Below are 16,923 nucleotides of genomic sequence, written 5' to 3' on the forward strand. Positions count from 1 at the left end.
AATACCCTCGGCGTCGGGTCACGTCCCGGCCTCCCGGCGCTCGGGGGCCAGCTCCTGTTCGGTCGCGCGACGCGCGTCGGCAACCGACTCCAGCTCCGCCTGCGCCTGCTCCAATCGCATCCGTGAGCGCGACTCGTGAAGGACCCATAGCTCGCGGCGCAGCTGGCCGGAGAGTTCGCGCGTCTCCTCAATTCGCGTCTCGAGCGCAGTGGTCCTGGAGGCTAGCTCGCGGTCGATATCATCGAGATCCCCGAGGCGCTGGCCGAGCCACTCGTCGCGCTGATCGATGGACTGGCGCAGGTCATGCCACTGCGTCTGGATCTGCCGGCGGATCTCATCGATCTGCTCATCAATAAGGTCATCCCGCTCGGCAGACTGTGCGGCGAAACGGCTGATCTTCTCCTGCAGGCGAGCGTCAGCCACCCCCAACGCATCGAACAGCGGGTCCAGGTGGGCGATCGAGTCGCGCATATCCTCAATTGCGACAGCGTGCCGATCGAAGATAGCCGGCAGCTCGTCGATTCGCGCGGAGGCGTTGAGCGATTCCTGGCTGACTTCGGCGATGCGCCGCCGGAAGTCCTGCTCGACGATCTTGATCGCGTCCTCGGACAGCTGTAATCCGCGGCGGGTCTCGTCCAGCTCAGCTCGCAGCCCCTCGATCGATTCGCGCGCCGCCTGAACAACGCTCGCGTTGCGCTCCGTCTGCGCGGCGATATGGTCGATCAGCGGCCGCAACTCATCGAAGCGGCGCTCGCCCCTGTCGGCGTCTTCTCTGCCGCGCCGCAGTGCCTCCCCAAGCTCGCTGACATGCGCCTGGATCGAGCGCAGCGGGCGGACGAATCCATCAACGCGCGCATCCAGGTCGGTGAGCTGCTGACGCAGTCGCTGGTCGTCCAGATGATGCGTCTGCAGCGTCTGGGTGGTCTCGTGACGCTGCTGCTCGACGCCGGCTCGCACCTGGCCAAGCGCCATCTCGTGTGACTTGAACAGCTCGTCGCCGCGCGCCTGCCGGGCCATCAGCTCGTGAACAATCCCGCGCAGCTCATCGATCTGCTGCTGAAGCGCGATCATGCGGGTCTCATCGCCGGCATTCGCGCGCAGGTCCGGCCCTCCGCTCATGCTCTCCCCATCTCTGTCCAGACCCGACGATCCGGTCGTCCGACTCCAGACGCGCGTGGTCGACATGGTGCGCGCCCGAGGATTGCGGCCCGACCGGCATCAGCGCCGGCACGACATGTCGCGATCATCCAGTCGCCGCTCATCGAGCTTGACGCTCAGGCGCCAGACGATGTCGGATGATCGAGTGCCTCAATAGTCGCCACCACACTGTCGCCGAGGGCCTTGAGATTGTAGCCACCCTCAAGGATCAGCACGAGCCGGCCCGCGCAGAGCTCATCGGCCACGTTGCGTATCCTGGCAGCCATCTGGCCGAAGCTCTCGGTTCGCAGGCGCATCTGGGCCAGTGGGTCGTCGGCATGAGCGTCGAAGCCGGCCGAGATGAGGATCAGCTCGGGAGCGAAGGCGCGCAATGCTGGCAGGATCACGCCATCGAACGCCGCGAGGTAGATATCCTCGCCCGTGCCAGCCGGCAACGGAATGTTGATCGTCGTCCCACGGCCTGGCCCGCCACCCTCTTCCTGTCGCGACCCGCTTCCCGGGTAGAACGGGTACTGATGCAGCGAAACGAACAGGACGCTCGGGTCTTCCCAGAAGATGGCCTGGGTGCCATTACCGTGGTGAACATCCCAATCGACGATAGCAACCCGGCCCACACCGTGGGCAGACTGTGCGTAGCGGGCAGCGATGGCAACAGTGTTGAAGAGGCAGAACCCCATTGCCCGATTCGGCTCGGCGTGGTGACCGGGCGGACGGGCAAGCACGAATGCCCGAGGCGCGCGCCCTGCCAGCACGGCGTCGACTGCGAGACAGCCCCCGCCGGCCGCCAGCAGGGCTGTTTCGTAGGAGTGCGGCGAGACCCAGGTATCCGGGTCGAGCCACGCCCCACCCTGTTCCGCCGCCGATCGAACTCGTTCGACCAGCGCCGACCCATGGACCGCCAGCACACGCTCGACCGCTGCCGGCTCGGGCGGCAGCAGCGGCAGCGTGTCGAACAGGCCCGCCTGTCGCAACGCCCGCTCGATCGCCATCCAGCGCTCCGGTGATTCGGGGTGCGACCCCGTTTCATGATCCAGATACGCCTCTGACCAGACAAGCGCTGTCCGCGTCGTATCAGTATTCATGGCGAGAGTATACGGGCAGGTGGAAAACGGGAATGTCGGAGCTGATCAGCCGATTCGCCAGGGTCGGTCAATCCCTGTTTCCGCGAGCTGGCTGCTTACGATTCCTGAGCGACCCGCCGATTCTGACACAACGATCAGGGCGTGCCGCGCCAGGTCTCGGGGTTTGCCCGGGCCGCATAATCGGATGGGTGAGGGTGGCCGTCGAGCGGACGTCGCATGACGACCTCGACGCGATCTTCAGCAAAGCCAGAGCGTTTGTAGAACGCGTGCGCTTCGGGGTTGGTGACGTCGACCGTCAGCTCGACAAAGGCGCAGCCATCGGCGAGGCAGCGCTCGGTTGCCGCGTCGAGCAGGGCAGCGCCGATCCCTTTGCCGCGCCAGCCGTCTGCGACGACAAAGCGGCGAATAACCCCGAATCGGCCATGGTTGGACTTCCAGGCGAGGAAGAGCTCCAGTGTGCCGACGACCTCGCCGTCGACCTCGGCAACCAGCACCGACGATGGCTCGTAGGCGTCGTCGTGATATTCAGCCAGCGTTGCGCGCTCGTCGAAGCACCAGTCGACACTGCGATGCATCTCCGACCGCCGCGCGACATCCTCGTAACGACCGGGCCTGATGGTGATCTCCAGATCGGCCATATGCTGGATCCCCTTCTCCGAGCGTTCGCGCTACCGCTCCGGTTCGCGGCGCGTCCCACCGTAGATTCGCACTGTCGTCGACTCCATCGCAACCCGGACGATGTCGCGCCGCCCGACCACGACCTCCAGCCGTTCGGGCGGGCCGTCGGATCCGGTGACGATGGCCAGCGCCGCATCCCCACCGAGCCGCGGCTTGTCGGTCACCAACACCTGTCCCGGCGCGGAGACCCGCCCCGCGGTGAGGGCGAGAACGATGCTGGTCTCTCCACGACGAACGACGACTGCGGCAGCCTGCCCCGACGCCTGCGTGCCGATGACTGCGATACGCAGGGTTACCCCATCGAGCTCCATCATTCCGTCACTGAAGCGGAGGTCCACGCCCAGTCGGCGGCTCATTTGCTCGACCATAGTCCAACCCGATCCGGCCCCCGGGACTCCGGCGATGATCACCTGGGCTGGCCGAAGCTGCTCGATCACCGCCAATAGCGCCGGCACAATGTCGTCGTCGGCTGGCGCAATGACGACCCGTGGACGCGGCGACATCGGCCGCGACAATCTGCTTGTCAACGCCTGCGCCTCTTCGCGATCCCTGGTGTTGAGCACCAGTGCCCGCCAGTCGCCATCTTCGATCATCGCGCTGGGCCGATCGTCCACGTTGACGATCAACATCTGCGTCCCGCCCGAGTTCATCAGCCAGAATGTAATCGGCAGGCCGGCAGCAACGATGAGCAGCGCAAACGCGCCCGCAATTGCCACGAATCGTCGGTCTCGCCACGGCGGGGGACGATCCCCGGCGCCGCCAGGCCCGTTCATTGTCCCGGGTCGTAGTAGGTGAGATCGACCGGGGAACCGACCGGGACGCTCGTCCCCCAGCCGAGGGTGCTCGTCAGAATGCCGCCGGCCGGGAAGCTATCACAATCGAATGTCGCGTCGATCAGCTGATGGACGCGGACGCACGAGAGCGGCGTGAGGTTCGCGACGACGAGGCCGGCCGTCCGCATTTCGGCCACCGCCGACTGATAATCCAGTCCGTAGACATAGGGGACGACCGCCATCTGGGCAGCCCGCACGAACATCGTCACGGTCGCCCCGACCGGCGCAGAGCCAGCGGGGTCGGTCCGGATGACCGCGCCGGGCGCGACGGTGTCGCTCTCCTCTTCAGCCCGCTCGACTGTGAAGCCGAGAGCCTCGAGCTGTGCCCGCGCCGCTCCCGGCTCCATGCCGGCCAGATCGGGAATCCCAACTGTCGACGCGCCGATGCTGATGACGATCGTGATGACCTCCCCACCAGCCAGTATCGTGCCGGTCGGCGGCTGCTGGCTGATGACGCGCCCGGGGGGGACATTGGCGCTCGCCTGCTCGCGAATCACCAGATCCCAAGTATCCCCCACAGCGGACGTAGCCTCCTCCTGCGACATCCCGACCAGCGATGGAACCCGGCTGGCGGCCGGCCCCGGGGTTTTCGTCGCGGGCGAGATTGGCGTCGTCGGGACAATAGCCGGCGGCGTTACAGTTGGTCCAGTGGACGGTGGCGCCGGGGTCGGAGTCGCCAGAATAGCCGCGCCAGACGGACGCGGCGTCGCAGTCGGCGCGAGATCGGCAGCGAAGATTCCGGGCCCGACCCGGAATGCCAACAGGATCAGGCCAACAATCGTCAGCAGGATTGCCGAGCCTATCAGCCAGGTGACGCAGCCGACGTCGTCCCGGTTAGATCGCGTCGCTGGCGCCGGGTGGCCGCGATAGGCGCGCACGTCACGCTGCGCGGGGGCCTGTCGTGTCGTGAGCTGGCCAGTCTGCTGACGAACGCCGCCGCTGCCGCGCACCGCTGGCGGATGCACGACCGGTCGGGCTGCGCTCGGAGTCGGAGGGAGCGGCGCCCTGGTTTGTGGCGCTATGCGGGGAGGATCGACGGGTGGGGCCGGCGGGCGGATTGGGAGATCCCAATGTCGCAAGGCGCCCGCCAGAGCTGCGCCGGTTGGATACCGTTGGGCAGGGTCTTTCGCCAGCGCCTTGAGGACGATCGCATCGACGGCCGGAGGAATCGCGGGATTGTGAGTCGACGGCGCAAGCGGCGGCGTGTTCACATGCTGCATTGCCACGCCGACCGGCGTATCCGCGTCGAACGGCAGTCGCTTGGTCAGCATCTCGAACAGGACGATTCCGGTCGAGTAAAGGTCGGAGGCCGGCGTCGCTGGCTCGCCACGCGCCTGCTCCGGAGAGACGTAGTGAACGGTGCCCATGCCGGTGCCGGTCTCGGTCAGATTGACATCCTGCGCGCCCTTGGCAATGCCAAAGTCCACAACCTTGGCGTTGCCGTCGCGATCGACCAGGATGTTCTGGGGCTTGATATCACGGTGGACCAGGCCGCGTTGATGGGCATAATCGAGCGCCGACGCAACCTGACTGATGATGAAGATGGCCCCATCGACCGAGAATGGCCCCTGGCGGCGAATCAGCTCCTTGAGGTTCGGGCCGCGGATGTACTCCATGACGATGTAGTGGCGGTCACCATCGGTGCCGACATCGTAGACATTGACGATGTTCGGATGAGAGAAGCGGGCCGCCGCCTGCGCCTCACGCTCGAAGCGGCGCAAGAACCCTTCGTCAGTCGCATACTGACGGCGCAGGATCTTCATCGCGACGGCGCGGTTCAGCAGCAGATCCTGGGCACGGTAGACAACCGCCATGCCCCCCTCGCCAAGGACCTCGCCCAGGCGATATCGTCCGTTGAGCACCGCGTCCTGTTGCTCCACCAACCGACCTCCAGCGGTCAGTCCCGCCGACCGCGCAGCGCCAGCGCCATCCGCCCGGCGGCGTCGCGATCCGGAGCATCAGCCGACCGCGCGAGCCGGATTGCCCCGGCGCATGTCGGCGTCCGAGCCGCAATCATCTCTGCCTCGGTCCGACTCGCCGCAAGAGCAAATACCGTTGGCCCCGCGCCACTCGCCGTGACTCGCGTCGCTCCAGCCCGCCACAAGCAATCGTAAGCGTACCGTACCTCCGGGCGATCGAGGAGCTGGCGGAGAAACGAATTCGGTAATTCCGGCGGCCATGCCCTGCTCGTCACCGAGGCGCGAACCATCGATCCGTCCGAGAAATCGTCGGGCAACAAGCCACGATATAGCGCGGCAGTCTTCCCCACGATCTCCAGCGTCGGCGTTACCAGGACAACCCAGAGCGGCGACGGCGCCAGTGGCGCCAGCGTCGTGCCGGTTCCAGTCGCCAGCGCCCGGCCGGTCGGCCCCAGAAAGAACGGCACATCGCTGCCGAGCTGCGCAGCATCGTCGGCCAGCGTCGCATCGTCCGCGTCGGGCAACGCCAGCCGCAACGCCAGCGCCGCATCCGACGATCCGCCGCCGAGCCCCGCCGCGGCGGGTATCTGCTTGATCACCCGCAGCTCACCAGTCCAGCAATCGCGGTCCGTCGCACGGGCCAGCGCGCGGGCGACGAGGTCAACTTCTGGCGGCACGCCAACAGGGCCATAATAGATGAAAGGCCGGCCAGTCTCCCGCCATTCAAAACGATCGAACAGATCGATCGCCTGCAGGACCGTGACGATCTCATGGTAACCACCAGGGCGACGGGCAACGATCTCCAGTCCGAGGTTCACCTTGGCCGGCGCGAACGCCACCAGTGTCGCTGGCCGGCTCATCCCAGCGCCCCGACCGCGATCAGCGCCCGGTAGACCGCCACCCAGTCGGTCACCCGCAGCCGCTCGGCGCGCTCCTCCGGCCTCACCCCGGCAGATTCCAGCGCGATAACGACATCATCGCGCCCGGCAGGAAGACCGTTCGCCAGCGCGTTCGTCAACTGCTTGCGGCGCTGGGAGAATCCGGCCTGGACGACGCGGAAGAATGCTGCGTGCTCGGCTCGCGGCAGCGGCGGCTCGCGCGTCTCGATCCACACAACGGCCGACTCGACTCGTGGCGGCGGGATGAACGCGCCCCCGCCGATACGGAACAGCACACGTGGCCTTCCATAGAATTGAACGGCGACGCCTAGCAGACTCATCTGCGGCGGCGCGGCGGTCATCCGCTCGGCCACCTCGCGCTGGACCATCACCGTCAGCGCCCGTGGCGGCGGATCGGCCTCCTGCAGTCGCCGGACAATCGCCGTCCCGACCGAGTACGGCAGGTTGGCAACGACGGAATAACGCGGCCCGGCCAGCCCGGCCAGATCGAGCGTCAGCGCGTCTCCCTCGACGATCTCTACGTTGGCCGGCATCACATCCGGCAGGTGCGCCGCCAGCCGCCGGTCGAGCTCGACCGCGACGACGCGGCCGGCCCGCGCCGCGAGCTCCTCGGTCAGAATGCCCAGCCCCGGCCCGATCTCCAGCACCGTCTCGCCCGGCTCGATCCCGGCAGCCTCGGCGATCCGCCGGACGATCCCCCGGTCGTGCAGGAAATTCTGACCCAGCGCCTTGCTCGGCTCAACTCCCAGCGCCGTCATCCGCTCTCGCCAGGTAGTCATGGGAGGGACGCGAGGAGGGACCTCACCCCCCCGCCCCCCTCTCCCGCGGGGAGAGGGGGGTGTGTTGCGTGTGACGGCCCCGTAGGGACAGGCCCCGGCCTGTCCCGCGGCCCGCAGGCCGCCACCCCCGCGCCTGTTGCGCGCACATTCGGGCCGCCCCGCCCCTGCATCCGCCCCGCCTACCGCACGACGATGCCCGCGCCGGCGCGGGCACGGCCGATCTCCCAGAACGGCAGGCCGGCCTCATCGAAGGCGGTGACGAGCGCACCGGCGTCGCGTTCGCCGATCGTCACCAGCAGCCCACCGGACGTCTCGGGACTATAGAGCAGCCGGATCGTCTCCTCGTCAAGCTGGGCGGCATGAGACACGCCGCACTCGGGCAACGGCTCGTAGTAGCCCCGGTTCCGGTCACTACCGCCGGGGAAACGACCCTCGGCCGCGTAGCGCATCGCGCCCGGCAGCCAGGGAATCGCCAACGAATCGAGATCGAATCCCACCTCGCTCTTCACCGCCATCTCGGTCAGGTGTCCAAGCAGACCATAGCCGGTGACATCGGTGCAGGCCGTCGCGCCGCTGGCGCGGATCAGTCGTGACGCCGCCTGGTTGAGGGTCAGCATGCTCGCGATCACCGCGTCGGCATCCGCAGGATCCGCCGCCTGCTGCTTGATCGTCGTCGTGATGACGCCCACGCCGAGCGGCTTGGTCAGAAACAGCCAGTCGCCCGGCTGCGCGCCGGCCTTGGTCAGAATCCGCGCCGGATCGATCGTGCCAGTCACGACAAGCCCATACTTCGGCTCGTCGTCGGTCACAGTGTGACCACCCGCGATGATCATGCCCGCCTCGGCCGCCTTGGCCGCGCCACCCTCGAAGATGCGAGTCAAAATATCGAGCGGCAAGTTGTCCGGAAACGCGGCGATGTTCAGACCGAGCAGCACGTCGCCGCCCATGGCGAAGACATCGCTCATCGAGTTCGCCGCGGCAATAGCCCCATACAAGTATGGGTCGTCGACGACTGGTGGGAAAAAGTCCACCGTCTGGACGATCGCCTGCGCGTCCGACAGCTTGTAGACGGCCGCGTCGTCGCTCGTCTGCAGGCCGACCAGCAGATTCGGATCGGTCGCCGCAACCGATAGCGGCGCGAGCACCTGCGCCAGGGCCCCTGGCGCGAGCTTGGCTGCTCAGCCGGCGCAGGACGCCAGCGTCGTCAGCCGGATCTCATCGCGGGTCTGCATCCCTGACTCTCCATATTCATCAATGCCAGACGACGGTTGTCACCCGCGGTAATGATGGGTGACAACCGTCGTCGCGCAGCTTGTGGCTAGAACAGCACGTTCTCCAGCTTGCGCTGGAACTCGCGGGTCAACGTCGCGTCCATGCCCAGCAGCTCGAAGATCGCCAACATCGACTTGCGCGCCGCGCCGTCCTCCCAGTTCCGGTTCAGCCGGACCGAGGCCAGCAGCTCATCCAGCGCCTCGCGATACTGCTCGTTGGCAGCGAGCAGTAGCCCCCAGCGGTAGCGGGCGCGCGGGTCGGACGGCGCGGCCTGCGCCTCAGCGGCCAGATCTTCCCCGGCGTGCTTCTTCGCATAACGCTCCAGGAAGATCCGGTGCTGAAGAACCTTCACCTCGCGGTCCGGCGGCAGGCGCTTCAGGAGGGATTCGGCCTCGTCGTAGTCCTGCCGGCCGGCCAACAGCCCGGCCAATCCCACCACCGCGCCGCGGTTGTCCGACTGCTGGCCCAATACCGATCGGTACGCCTGCTCGGCGCCAGCCTCGTCTCCCTGCGCCAGCAGCGCCTCGGCAGCAGCGACTGCCTGGTCGGTCGCCGACGGCAGCAGCGACTCGAAGAACTGGCGCACATGTGGCTCCGGCAGCGCGCCGGTGAACTCATCGACGACGCGCCCATCGCGGAACGCCTTGACCGCCGGGATGCCCTGCACCCGATACTGGCCGGACGACATCGGGTTCTCGTCGACATTGAGCTTGGCGACAACGATCGAATCAGCGTAATCCTCGGCGACGCGCTCGATCACCGGCCCGAGGATGCGGCACGGGCCGCACCACGCTGCCCAGAAATCGACGACGACCGGCCTGGTCCGCGACGCCTCGATGACTGCCGTCTGAAAATCCGCGTCCGTCACATCATGGACGACCTGCTGAGTTGCCATCCTGTATCCCACCTCTGACCACATCTCCGGCGGATCCCCATCGATCCTGCCGTCATTTTGCAACACCCCAAGTGTACGCCGTGTTCCCGACTCCCTCCGGATACACTGCTGGTGTCGCGGCCCATACATAGGTTGTCAACGTCAGACTGTCCGATCGACAGCCACCTGCTTGTCTTGTCATCTTCCGCCCAGGCGATGGCGCCCGACAACCGAAAGATCTCCCCCAGGCATGTGACAGTCCAACGCAGGAGAGATCTTTCGCGTGCGCGCTCAAGATGACAAACTACAGAAGTGGCTGCCGTGCCAACATATGTGCCACTTTGACGTTGACAGCCCATATATGTCGCACGCTCGACCATACGCCGACAGTTCAGGACGCGATCGACGGACTGCTGACGCTCCCCGAGCTGGCCGACGCCGACACGCGCATCGAGGTTCCGGTCGGCAATCCCGACAACCCGCTCGGCAGGATCGCCGTCGTCCACGGCGCAGGCACGAACGGCGGCGCGCGGGTGGCTCGCGCCTATTTCGACAACGGGGTCGGCACCGTGCTCTATATCCACTGCGCCGGGGACCAGGTCGCGCAACTTCGCGAGCACGGCAACGGCAACCTGATCGTCACCGGCCACATCGCCAGCGACCTGATCGGCATCAACCGCTACGTCGCCGCCATCGAGGCGCGCGGCGTCGAGGTCATTCGGATGAGCGGGCTGTAATCACTGCATCCACACAGCAAGCGCCGGATTAGCACCCGCGAAGGGCGGCTGCTAAGGCCCCTTGCGTTTTGGCGCAGATTCCCCTATAGTTTGCGGTGGCTTAGCACTCTCCGTGCGAGAGTGCTAACACTTGCAGGGAGCAGGCGGCGCTGAAGCCGCGAATTGGTTTGAACTAGAGGAGGTTATCACAGGTGGCAACGACTCAGACGACACTGAAGCCACTCGGCGAGCGCGTCATCGTGCGGCCGCAGTCGCGCGAAGAGGTGACCAAGAGCGGCATCGTGCTGCCGGACACCGCCAAAGAGAAGCCACAGCGTGGCGAAGTGCTCGCCGTCGGGCCGGGCCGCTTCGACGACGATGGCGAAAAGCGCATCCCGATGGATGTCAGCGTCGGCGACAAGGTTCTGTTCGCCAAGTACGCCGGCACCGAGTTCAAGGCGGACGACGAGGAACTGCTGATCCTGTCCGAGAAGGACATCCTCGCCATCATCAACGAGTAGGAACCAGGCTAACCGCCGTCCAGCCGGGCGCGCGGTTCTGTCGTTCGAGGCTTATATAAGGAGGAATCCAGCACGTGGCTGCGAAGATCATTTCATTCGACGAAGACGCACGTAAATCCCTCAAGATCGGCATCGACACGCTGGCCAACGCGGTGAAGACCACGCTCGGCCCGAAGGGCCGCAACGTCGCGCTCGACAAGAAGTTCGGCGCGCCGACCGTCACCCACGACGGCGTCACCGTCGCCAAGGAGATCGAGCTCGAGGATCCGTTCCAGAACATGGGCGCCCAGCTCCTCAAGGAGGCGGCGACCAAGACCAACGACGTTGCCGGTGACGGCACGACCACCGCAACCGTCCTCGCCCAGGCGATCGTCCACGAGGGTCTGCGCAACATCGCCGCTGGCGCGAACGCCATGCTGCTCAAGCAGGGCATCGAGCTCGGCGCCGGCAAGGCCGTCGAGGCCGATCAAGGACATGTCCAAGCGAGGTCCGCGGCAAGGAGGACATCGCCAACGTCGCCACCATCTCCGCCGCTGACAAGGAGATCGGCGAGCTGATCGCCGATGTCATGGAGAAGGTCGGCACGCGACGGCGTCATCACCGTCGAGGAGTCCCGCGGTCTGCAGTTCGAGACCGAGTACACCGAGGGCATGCAGATCGACCGCGGCTACATCTCGCCTTACTTCGTCACCAACACCGAGCGCATGGAAGCCGTCCTCGACGACCCGATGATCCTGATCACCGACAAGAAGATCTCGGCCGTCGCCGACCTCCTGCCGGTGCTCGAGAAGGCGCTGCAGGTCACCAAGAGCTTCCTGATCGTCGCCGAGGACGTCGACGGCGAGGCGCTGGCGACGCTGGTCGTCAACAAGCTGCGCGGCACGATCAACGTCCTGGCCGTCAAGGCCCCCGGCTTCGGCGATCGCCGCAAGGAGATGCTGCGCGACATCGCCATCCTGACCGGCGGCACCGTCATCTCCGAAGAGGTCGGCCGCAAGCTCGATAGCGCCGCGATCCAGGATCTCGGTCGCGCCCGCCGCGTCGTCGCCACCAAGGACGACACCACGATCGTCGAGGGCAACGGCGACGAGGCGGAGATCAAGGGCCGCATCGAGCAGATCAAGGCTCAGATCGAGACGACCACCATCCGACTTCGACCGCGAGAAGCTCCAGGAGCGGATGGCCAAGCTGGCCGGCGGCGTTGCCGTCATCAAGGTCGGCGCTGCGACCGAGACCGAGCTCAAGGAGAAGAAGCATCGCGTCGAGGATGCGCTCTCGGCCGCCCGCGCGGGCGTCGAGGAGGGCATGGTCCCGGGTGGTGGCGTCGCGCTGATCCGCGCTGCCGCAGCTCTGGAGAACGTCGACGCCGAAGGTGACATCAAGACCGGCGTCGCGATCCTCAAGCGCGCCCTCGAGGAGCCGATGCGCGGCATCGTCGAGAACGCCGGCCAGGACGGCGCGGTCGTCGTCTCGACCATCCGCCGCCTCCAGGAGGAGCAGGGCAACCCGAACCTCGGCTACGAGGTCATCCGCGGCGAGTACGGCGACATGTTCGAGTGGGGCATCATCGACCCGGCCAAGGTCACCCGCTCGGCGATCCAGAACGCCGCCTCGATCGCTGGCATGATCCTGACCACCGAGGCGCTCATCACCGAGAAGCCATCGGAAGCGTCGGCCATGCCGGCCATGCCGGGCGGCATGGACTACTAGTCCAGCCCCAGGCAGCAATCTGCGCCGATAAGAAAGCCGGTCTCGCTTTGGCGGGGCCGGCTTTCTCTATGGCATGCTGGCCTTTTCCCCGCCAATCGGCCATCATTCCAGCAAGGGCGCATGATGCCGAGCGGGACGATGGGCAGGAATGGAGCGACGCATGAGTGACGAGGCACAGGAAACGACGACCGACGCCGAAGAGGCAACGGAGACCGGGGTGAGCCTCGAAGGGGATACATTCCCGATCGGCGTCTTCATCACCACCGAGAACGGCGACATCTACCGCCAGGCGACCCCCGGGTCCGGCTTCTACGGCTCCGGCGCCAACCGCGGCAGTGGCAACGACAACCACGCCCGCTGGACCACCCCCGGCTTCCAGAAGGACAAGTGGGAGCGCGGCCCGCTGATGCCGCGGTAGCCGAGGGTCATAACGCGGGTTTCGCGAACCTGATCATCGATAGCGACGCACGACATCCAGCATCATCACACTCCGTGGTCTGCGCCCCTCAATCCGCCGCGGCCGGCGCCTGACGCGCTCCCGGTCGCCAGACGTGTCCCGGCTTCACCTGCTCGGCAAGCACCTCGGCGATGTGCTTCACAGGCCGGCCGGTGCTCCTGGCAGCAGGAGATACGGGCGATGGCGTTCATCCAGTGCGGGGATCGACTACCCGATGAACGGCCCTGGTGGCCGGCGGATGCGCATGCGGCCCGGCTCGACGATGACAAGCAGCCCAGCGAGCTCCTCGTTGCGCAGCTCCTCTAGCGCCCGCGCTAGCTCGTCGTTCAACCTCGCGACCGACACCTCGTTGGGAACTCTCACGACCACGATTCCCGCGTGCGAACCCAACGGGTACGTCAGGGGGTTGGCGAAGCCCAGGTCTGCAGTAATGACTGTGAAGGAATGCTCCTGCGCGTAGGCAAACACATCGGCGTCGCTATGCCCACGAAGCCCAACATCGCGAACGTCTTCGGCAGCGTATCCAGCCTCCCGCAGAACACGCACGGTCGAGCGTGGCATGTCTTCGTCGATCAGAAACGCCACCACTCAGGCCGTCACTCGCCATTCTTCCGATTCGAGCACGTGAGCTGCATAGTGAAGTGCTGCGGTCACATCCTCGACGGCGATCCCGTACTCCTCCGCGATCTCGGTCGCCGTCATACCGCTGGCCAATCGTCCAACAATGACATCGACCGGGACGCGGGTACCCTCGATGACCGGCTTCCCCGAGCGCACCGCCGAATCGACGGTGATCCGCGGCGCGATAGTCTGGGCCATCCGATTCGCTCCCTTCGTCAGTCCGCCGCTTGCGCCTTCCCCACCCCCGGCCGCCAGACGTGCCCTGGCTGGACCTGTTCGGCCAGGACCTCGGCGATGTGCTGCACCCGCCGGCCGGTAAAGTGCTCGATCTGCTGGTGGCAGGAGACGCCGGCGATGGCGATCGTCGTCTCGGGCGGGGTCGTGCGGACCCGCGGGAAGAGGCGTTCCTCGCCGACCTTGCGCGAGACGTCGTAGTGCTCGGCCTCGTAGCCGAACGAGCCGGCCATCCCGCAGCAGCCCGCGCCGGACTCCTTCGCGTCGATCCCGGCCAGCCGCAGCGCATCCATCGACGCCTTCATGCCGATCAGCGCCTTCTGGTGGCAGTGGCCGTGGAAGAAGACGGAGCGTGGCTCGCTGCGCCACTCGATCCCCAGATCCTCGGTCGCAGCGACGCGGGCCAGGAACTCGTCGATCATGTACGAGTTGGCGGCGACGTGCGCGGCGTCCGGGTCGCCGGGCATCAGGTCGAGGTACTCGTCCCGCAGGGTGAAGATGCATGACGGCTCGGAGCCGACGATCGGGATGCCCTGGCGGGCGTAGGGCGCGAGGTGGAAGACGTTTTGCCGTGCCAGACCGCGCGCCTGCTCGACCAGCCCCTTCGAGAGCATCGGCCGGCCGCAGCACGCTCGCCGCGTCTCGACGATCACCTCGTACCCCGCCGCCTCCAGCAGCCGGACGGTCGCCCGGCCGACGCGCGGGTAGTTGTAGGTCGCGAAGGTGTCGTGGAAGTAGACGACCTGGCCACGAGTGTAGCGCGGCTCGGTGGCCTGCCGCGCGTCACGACGGGCGACATGCTTCGCCCACCATGCCTCGAACGTCTCCTCGGCGAACGGCGATATCTCGCGCTCGGTGGCGATGCCGACCTTACGCATCGCGATCTTCGCCGCGGGCGAGCGCATTGCCGCGTTCGCCAGCTTCGGCGTCTTCGACGCCAGCTTCGACGAGGCATGGATGTTGGCGAAGATGCGCGTGCGCAGCGGGACGCCGTGCTCTTCGAGGTAGTGGGCCAGGTACTCGGTCTTGATCTTGGCCATATCGACGCTGGACGGGCACTCGGTCTTGCACGCCTTGCAGGAGATGCAGAGGTCGAGGACGTCGTAGACCTCCGGCCCGAGCAGCTCCTCCGGCGAGAACATCCGGCCGGAGAGCGCGTTGCGCAGCGCGTTGGCCCGCGCGCGGGTGGTGTCCTTCTCGTCGCGGGTCGCCATGTACGACGGACACATCGTCCCGGCCCCGACCTTGCGGCAGACCCCCGCGCCGTTGCACATCTCGATCGCGCGGGCGAAGCCGCCCTCCCTCGAGAAATCGAGGAAGGTCTGAATCGGCACGGTCTGGTAGCTCGCGCCATAGCGCAGGCTCTCGGTCATCGGCGGCGCGTTGACCACCTTGCCGGGATTCATCAGCCCCTGCGGGTCGAAGATGCCCTTCAGCTCGCGCATCGCCTGATAGAGCTCGGGACCGAAGATCGTCTCGTTCAGCTCCGAGCGCTGGAGCCCGTCGCCGTGCTCGCCACTCAGCACGCCGCTGAAGCGGTGCGCCATCTCGGCGGCAGCGCGGGTAACCTCGTCCATCACGCGGACACCCTCGGCGTCCTTAAGGTTGATCAACGGGCGGATATGCAGGCAGCCGGCGCTGGCATGGGCGTAGTAGGCCGCGACGGTGCCGTATTCGGCGCAGAGTCGCTTGATCTCGGCGACATATTCGGCCAGGTGCTCGACGGGGACGGAGACGTCCTCGATGCCGGGGATCGGCTTGGCGTCGCCCCGGATGCTCATCAGCAGCCCGAGGCCGGCCTTGCGGACTGTCCAGACGTCGGTCTGGCCCTTCGCGTCGAACACGCGGACGATCGGCGTGTGGGGCAGCAGTCCCTTCTGGCGCAGGTGATACTCGAGCTTGTCGACCTTGTCGCGTAGCTCCTCGTCGGTCTCGCCGTAGAACTCGACCGCCAGCACTGCCTCCGGATTGCCAGTGATGTTGGCGATCTGGGCGGCGTAGCCCGGCTGCTGACGGGTCAGCTCGATCAGCATGCGGTCCATCAGCTCGACCGCCGACGGCTCGACCTCGAGGATCGACGTCGTCACCTCCATCGACTCGACCAGGTCGTCGAACTGCAGCAGCGCCAGCGCCGTCTTTGTCGGGCGCGGAACGAGGCCGACCGTTACGTCGAGCAGCGTCCCGAACGTGCCCTCCGATGAGGCCAGCAGGCGAGCCGGATTGAAGTCGTCCTTCAGCAGCTCGTTCAGCGAGTAACCGGTCGCGCGCCGCCAGTGGCGCGGGAAATCGCGGGCGATCAGTGGCGCGCGCTGCTCCTGGAAGGCAACGATCTTCGTCATCAGCCGGCCGAGCGCGTCGTCCTGCCCGGCCCGCGCCAGCGCGGATCGGTCGAGCGCGACGGTCGCGCCATCGGCCAGCAGCAGCGAGACCTGCTGCAGGTGGTCGGCGGTCATCCCGTAGAGGATCGAGTGCGCGCCGGCCGAGTTGTTCGAGACGACCCCGCCGACTGTCGCGCGGTTGCTGGAGCTGGGGTCGGGACCGTACATCAGGCCGTGCGGCAGCAGCTTCGTGTTCAGCAGGTCGAGGTTGATCCCCGGCTGGACGCGGGCGGTGCGCTCCTCGGGATTGATCTCCAGCACGTCATTCATGTACTTCGAGAGATCGATGACGAGCGAGTGGCCGACGGTCTGGCCGGCCAGCGCCGAGCCGCCCCCGCGCGGCAGGATCGAGATGCCGTGCTTCGCCGCCAGCTCATGGGCGGCGCGCACGTCGTCGGCGTGGCGCGGGATGACGACGCCGACCGGCTCAATCTGGTAATTGCTCGCGTCAGTCGAGTAGAGCATCCGCGACGTGCGATCGAAGCGCACCTCGCCATCGATACGCCCGCGCAGCTCCGCCTCGAGCATAACCGTCGCCCCGTCGGGCTTCGCCATCGGTACTGTCGTCGCCATGAAAGCCTCCCGCGTGGTCTCCTCGCCCTGCCCAGAGATCGCAGTGTACAGCAGGATCGGAGGGTCGGGTCATCGCGTAGACACGCGAACCCGTCGGGGAGCCGTCGGCGGTGGCGGACCAATGCGTCTCGAATGGTCGACGTAAGCTGTGTACGGACGGGACAGCTTTCGATGCCCCACACACTTGTGATTGACGTTGGGGGTCTACTTGACAGAATA

General features: G+C 66.6%; 18 protein-coding genes. 5 read left to right on the top strand and 13 right to left on the bottom strand.

The annotated features are described in order from the left end of the window. Window positions 1–18: 18 nt before the first annotated feature. The 9 genes from V9F06_00815 to trxA all read right to left on the bottom strand — a co-directional run bounded on the left by V9F06_00815 (window position 19) and on the right by trxA (window position 9,515). Window positions 19–1,119: a hypothetical protein gene (locus tag V9F06_00815; GenBank protein MEI2616162.1), complete on the bottom strand. Its 1,101-nt coding sequence runs from the start codon at window positions 1,117–1,119 to the stop codon at window positions 19–21. Window positions 1,120–1,274: 155 nt separating this feature from the next. After that, window positions 1,275–2,240 (bottom strand): histone deacetylase, encoded by a 966-nt coding sequence (locus tag V9F06_00820; protein MEI2616163.1) that lies wholly within the window; start codon window positions 2,238–2,240, stop codon window positions 1,275–1,277. A gap of 134 nt (window positions 2,241–2,374) precedes the next feature. Further along, on the bottom strand, window positions 2,375–2,878 hold the full coding sequence (locus V9F06_00825; protein ID MEI2616164.1) for a GNAT family N-acetyltransferase: 504 nt from the start codon (window positions 2,876–2,878) through the stop codon (window positions 2,375–2,377). A gap of 30 nt (window positions 2,879–2,908) precedes the next feature. Further along, entirely contained in the window at window positions 2,909–3,634 is a 726-nt protein-coding gene (locus V9F06_00830) for a hypothetical protein (protein ID MEI2616165.1), read from the bottom strand. A 53-nt stretch (window positions 3,635–3,687) separates the two neighbouring features. Continuing rightward, the gene (locus V9F06_00835) at window positions 3,688–5,631 is read right to left on the bottom strand and encodes a protein kinase (GenBank protein ID MEI2616166.1); all 1,944 of its coding nucleotides are present in this window, start codon (window positions 5,629–5,631) and stop codon (window positions 3,688–3,690) included. Window positions 5,632–5,648: 17 nt separating this feature from the next. Beyond that, window positions 5,649–6,530, bottom strand: a complete 882-nt coding sequence (locus V9F06_00840; protein MEI2616167.1) for a hypothetical protein — start codon at window positions 6,528–6,530, stop codon at window positions 5,649–5,651. Next, window positions 6,527–7,327 (bottom strand): 16S rRNA (adenine(1518)-N(6)/adenine(1519)-N(6))-dimethyltransferase RsmA, encoded by an 801-nt coding sequence (rsmA, locus tag V9F06_00845; GenBank protein ID MEI2616168.1) that lies wholly within the window; start codon window positions 7,325–7,327, stop codon window positions 6,527–6,529. The genes V9F06_00840 and rsmA overlap by 4 nt, the downstream gene beginning before the upstream one ends. Window positions 7,328–7,527: 200 nt before the next feature. Then, complete coding sequence (gene selD, locus V9F06_00850) at window positions 7,528–8,580, bottom strand: selenide, water dikinase SelD (protein MEI2616169.1); 1,053 nt, start codon at window positions 8,578–8,580, stop codon at window positions 7,528–7,530. An 86-nt stretch (window positions 8,581–8,666) separates the two neighbouring features. Beyond that, entirely contained in the window at window positions 8,667–9,515 is an 849-nt protein-coding gene (gene trxA, locus V9F06_00855; protein MEI2616170.1) for a thioredoxin, read from the bottom strand. Window positions 9,516–9,841: 326 nt separating this feature from the next. Between trxA and V9F06_00860 the strand changes: the two genes are divergently transcribed. The 3 genes from V9F06_00860 to V9F06_00870 all read left to right on the top strand — a co-directional run bounded on the left by V9F06_00860 (window position 9,842) and on the right by V9F06_00870 (window position 11,288). After that, window positions 9,842–10,231, top strand: coding sequence for a hypothetical protein (locus V9F06_00860; GenBank protein MEI2616171.1), 390 nt, complete (start codon window positions 9,842–9,844; stop codon window positions 10,229–10,231). Window positions 10,232–10,422: 191 nt separating this feature from the next. Beyond that, window positions 10,423–10,731, top strand: coding sequence for a co-chaperone GroES (gene groES / locus V9F06_00865; protein ID MEI2616172.1), 309 nt, complete (start codon window positions 10,423–10,425; stop codon window positions 10,729–10,731). A 74-nt stretch (window positions 10,732–10,805) separates the two neighbouring features. Further along, complete coding sequence (locus V9F06_00870; protein MEI2616173.1) at window positions 10,806–11,288, top strand: TCP-1/cpn60 chaperonin family protein; 483 nt, start codon at window positions 10,806–10,808, stop codon at window positions 11,286–11,288. A 9-nt stretch (window positions 11,289–11,297) separates the two neighbouring features. Here V9F06_00870 and V9F06_00875 read toward each other — a convergent pair whose 3' ends face one another. Beyond that, window positions 11,298–11,942, bottom strand: coding sequence for a hypothetical protein (locus tag V9F06_00875; GenBank protein ID MEI2616174.1), 645 nt, complete (start codon window positions 11,940–11,942; stop codon window positions 11,298–11,300). On the opposite strand from V9F06_00875, the gene V9F06_00880 reads away from it, so the two are divergent. Both V9F06_00880 and V9F06_00885 read left to right on the top strand, forming a co-directional pair. Then, the gene (locus V9F06_00880) at window positions 11,911–12,441 is read left to right on the top strand and encodes a TCP-1/cpn60 chaperonin family protein (protein MEI2616175.1); all 531 of its coding nucleotides are present in this window, start codon (window positions 11,911–11,913) and stop codon (window positions 12,439–12,441) included. The genes V9F06_00875 and V9F06_00880 overlap by 32 nt on opposite strands. Window positions 12,442–12,601: 160 nt before the next feature. Continuing rightward, a complete protein-coding gene (locus V9F06_00885; GenBank protein ID MEI2616176.1) occupies window positions 12,602–12,859 on the top strand; it encodes a hypothetical protein in 258 nt (85 codons plus the stop codon). A 246-nt stretch (window positions 12,860–13,105) separates the two neighbouring features. Here V9F06_00885 and V9F06_00890 read toward each other — a convergent pair whose 3' ends face one another. Genes V9F06_00890 through V9F06_00900 form a run of 3 tightly spaced genes read right to left on the bottom strand, consistent with a single transcriptional unit; the run spans window position 13,106 to window position 16,704 of the window. Beyond that, window positions 13,106–13,486 carry a DUF5615 family PIN-like protein gene (locus V9F06_00890; protein MEI2616177.1) on the bottom strand — a complete coding sequence of 127 codons (381 nt, stop codon included), beginning with the start codon at window positions 13,484–13,486 and terminating at the stop codon, window positions 13,106–13,108. After that, a complete protein-coding gene (locus tag V9F06_00895) occupies window positions 13,487–13,717 on the bottom strand; it encodes a DUF433 domain-containing protein (protein ID MEI2616178.1) in 231 nt (76 codons plus the stop codon). 17 nt (window positions 13,718–13,734) lie between these two features. Further along, on the bottom strand, window positions 13,735–16,704 hold the full coding sequence (locus V9F06_00900; GenBank protein MEI2616179.1) for an FAD-linked oxidase C-terminal domain-containing protein: 2,970 nt from the start codon (window positions 16,702–16,704) through the stop codon (window positions 13,735–13,737). Window positions 16,705–16,923: the final 219 nt, after the last annotated feature.

It is taken from the genome of Thermomicrobiales bacterium, assembly GCA_037045155.1.
In the GTDB taxonomy this organism is placed as follows: domain Bacteria; phylum Chloroflexota; class Chloroflexia; order Thermomicrobiales; family CFX8; genus JAMLIA01.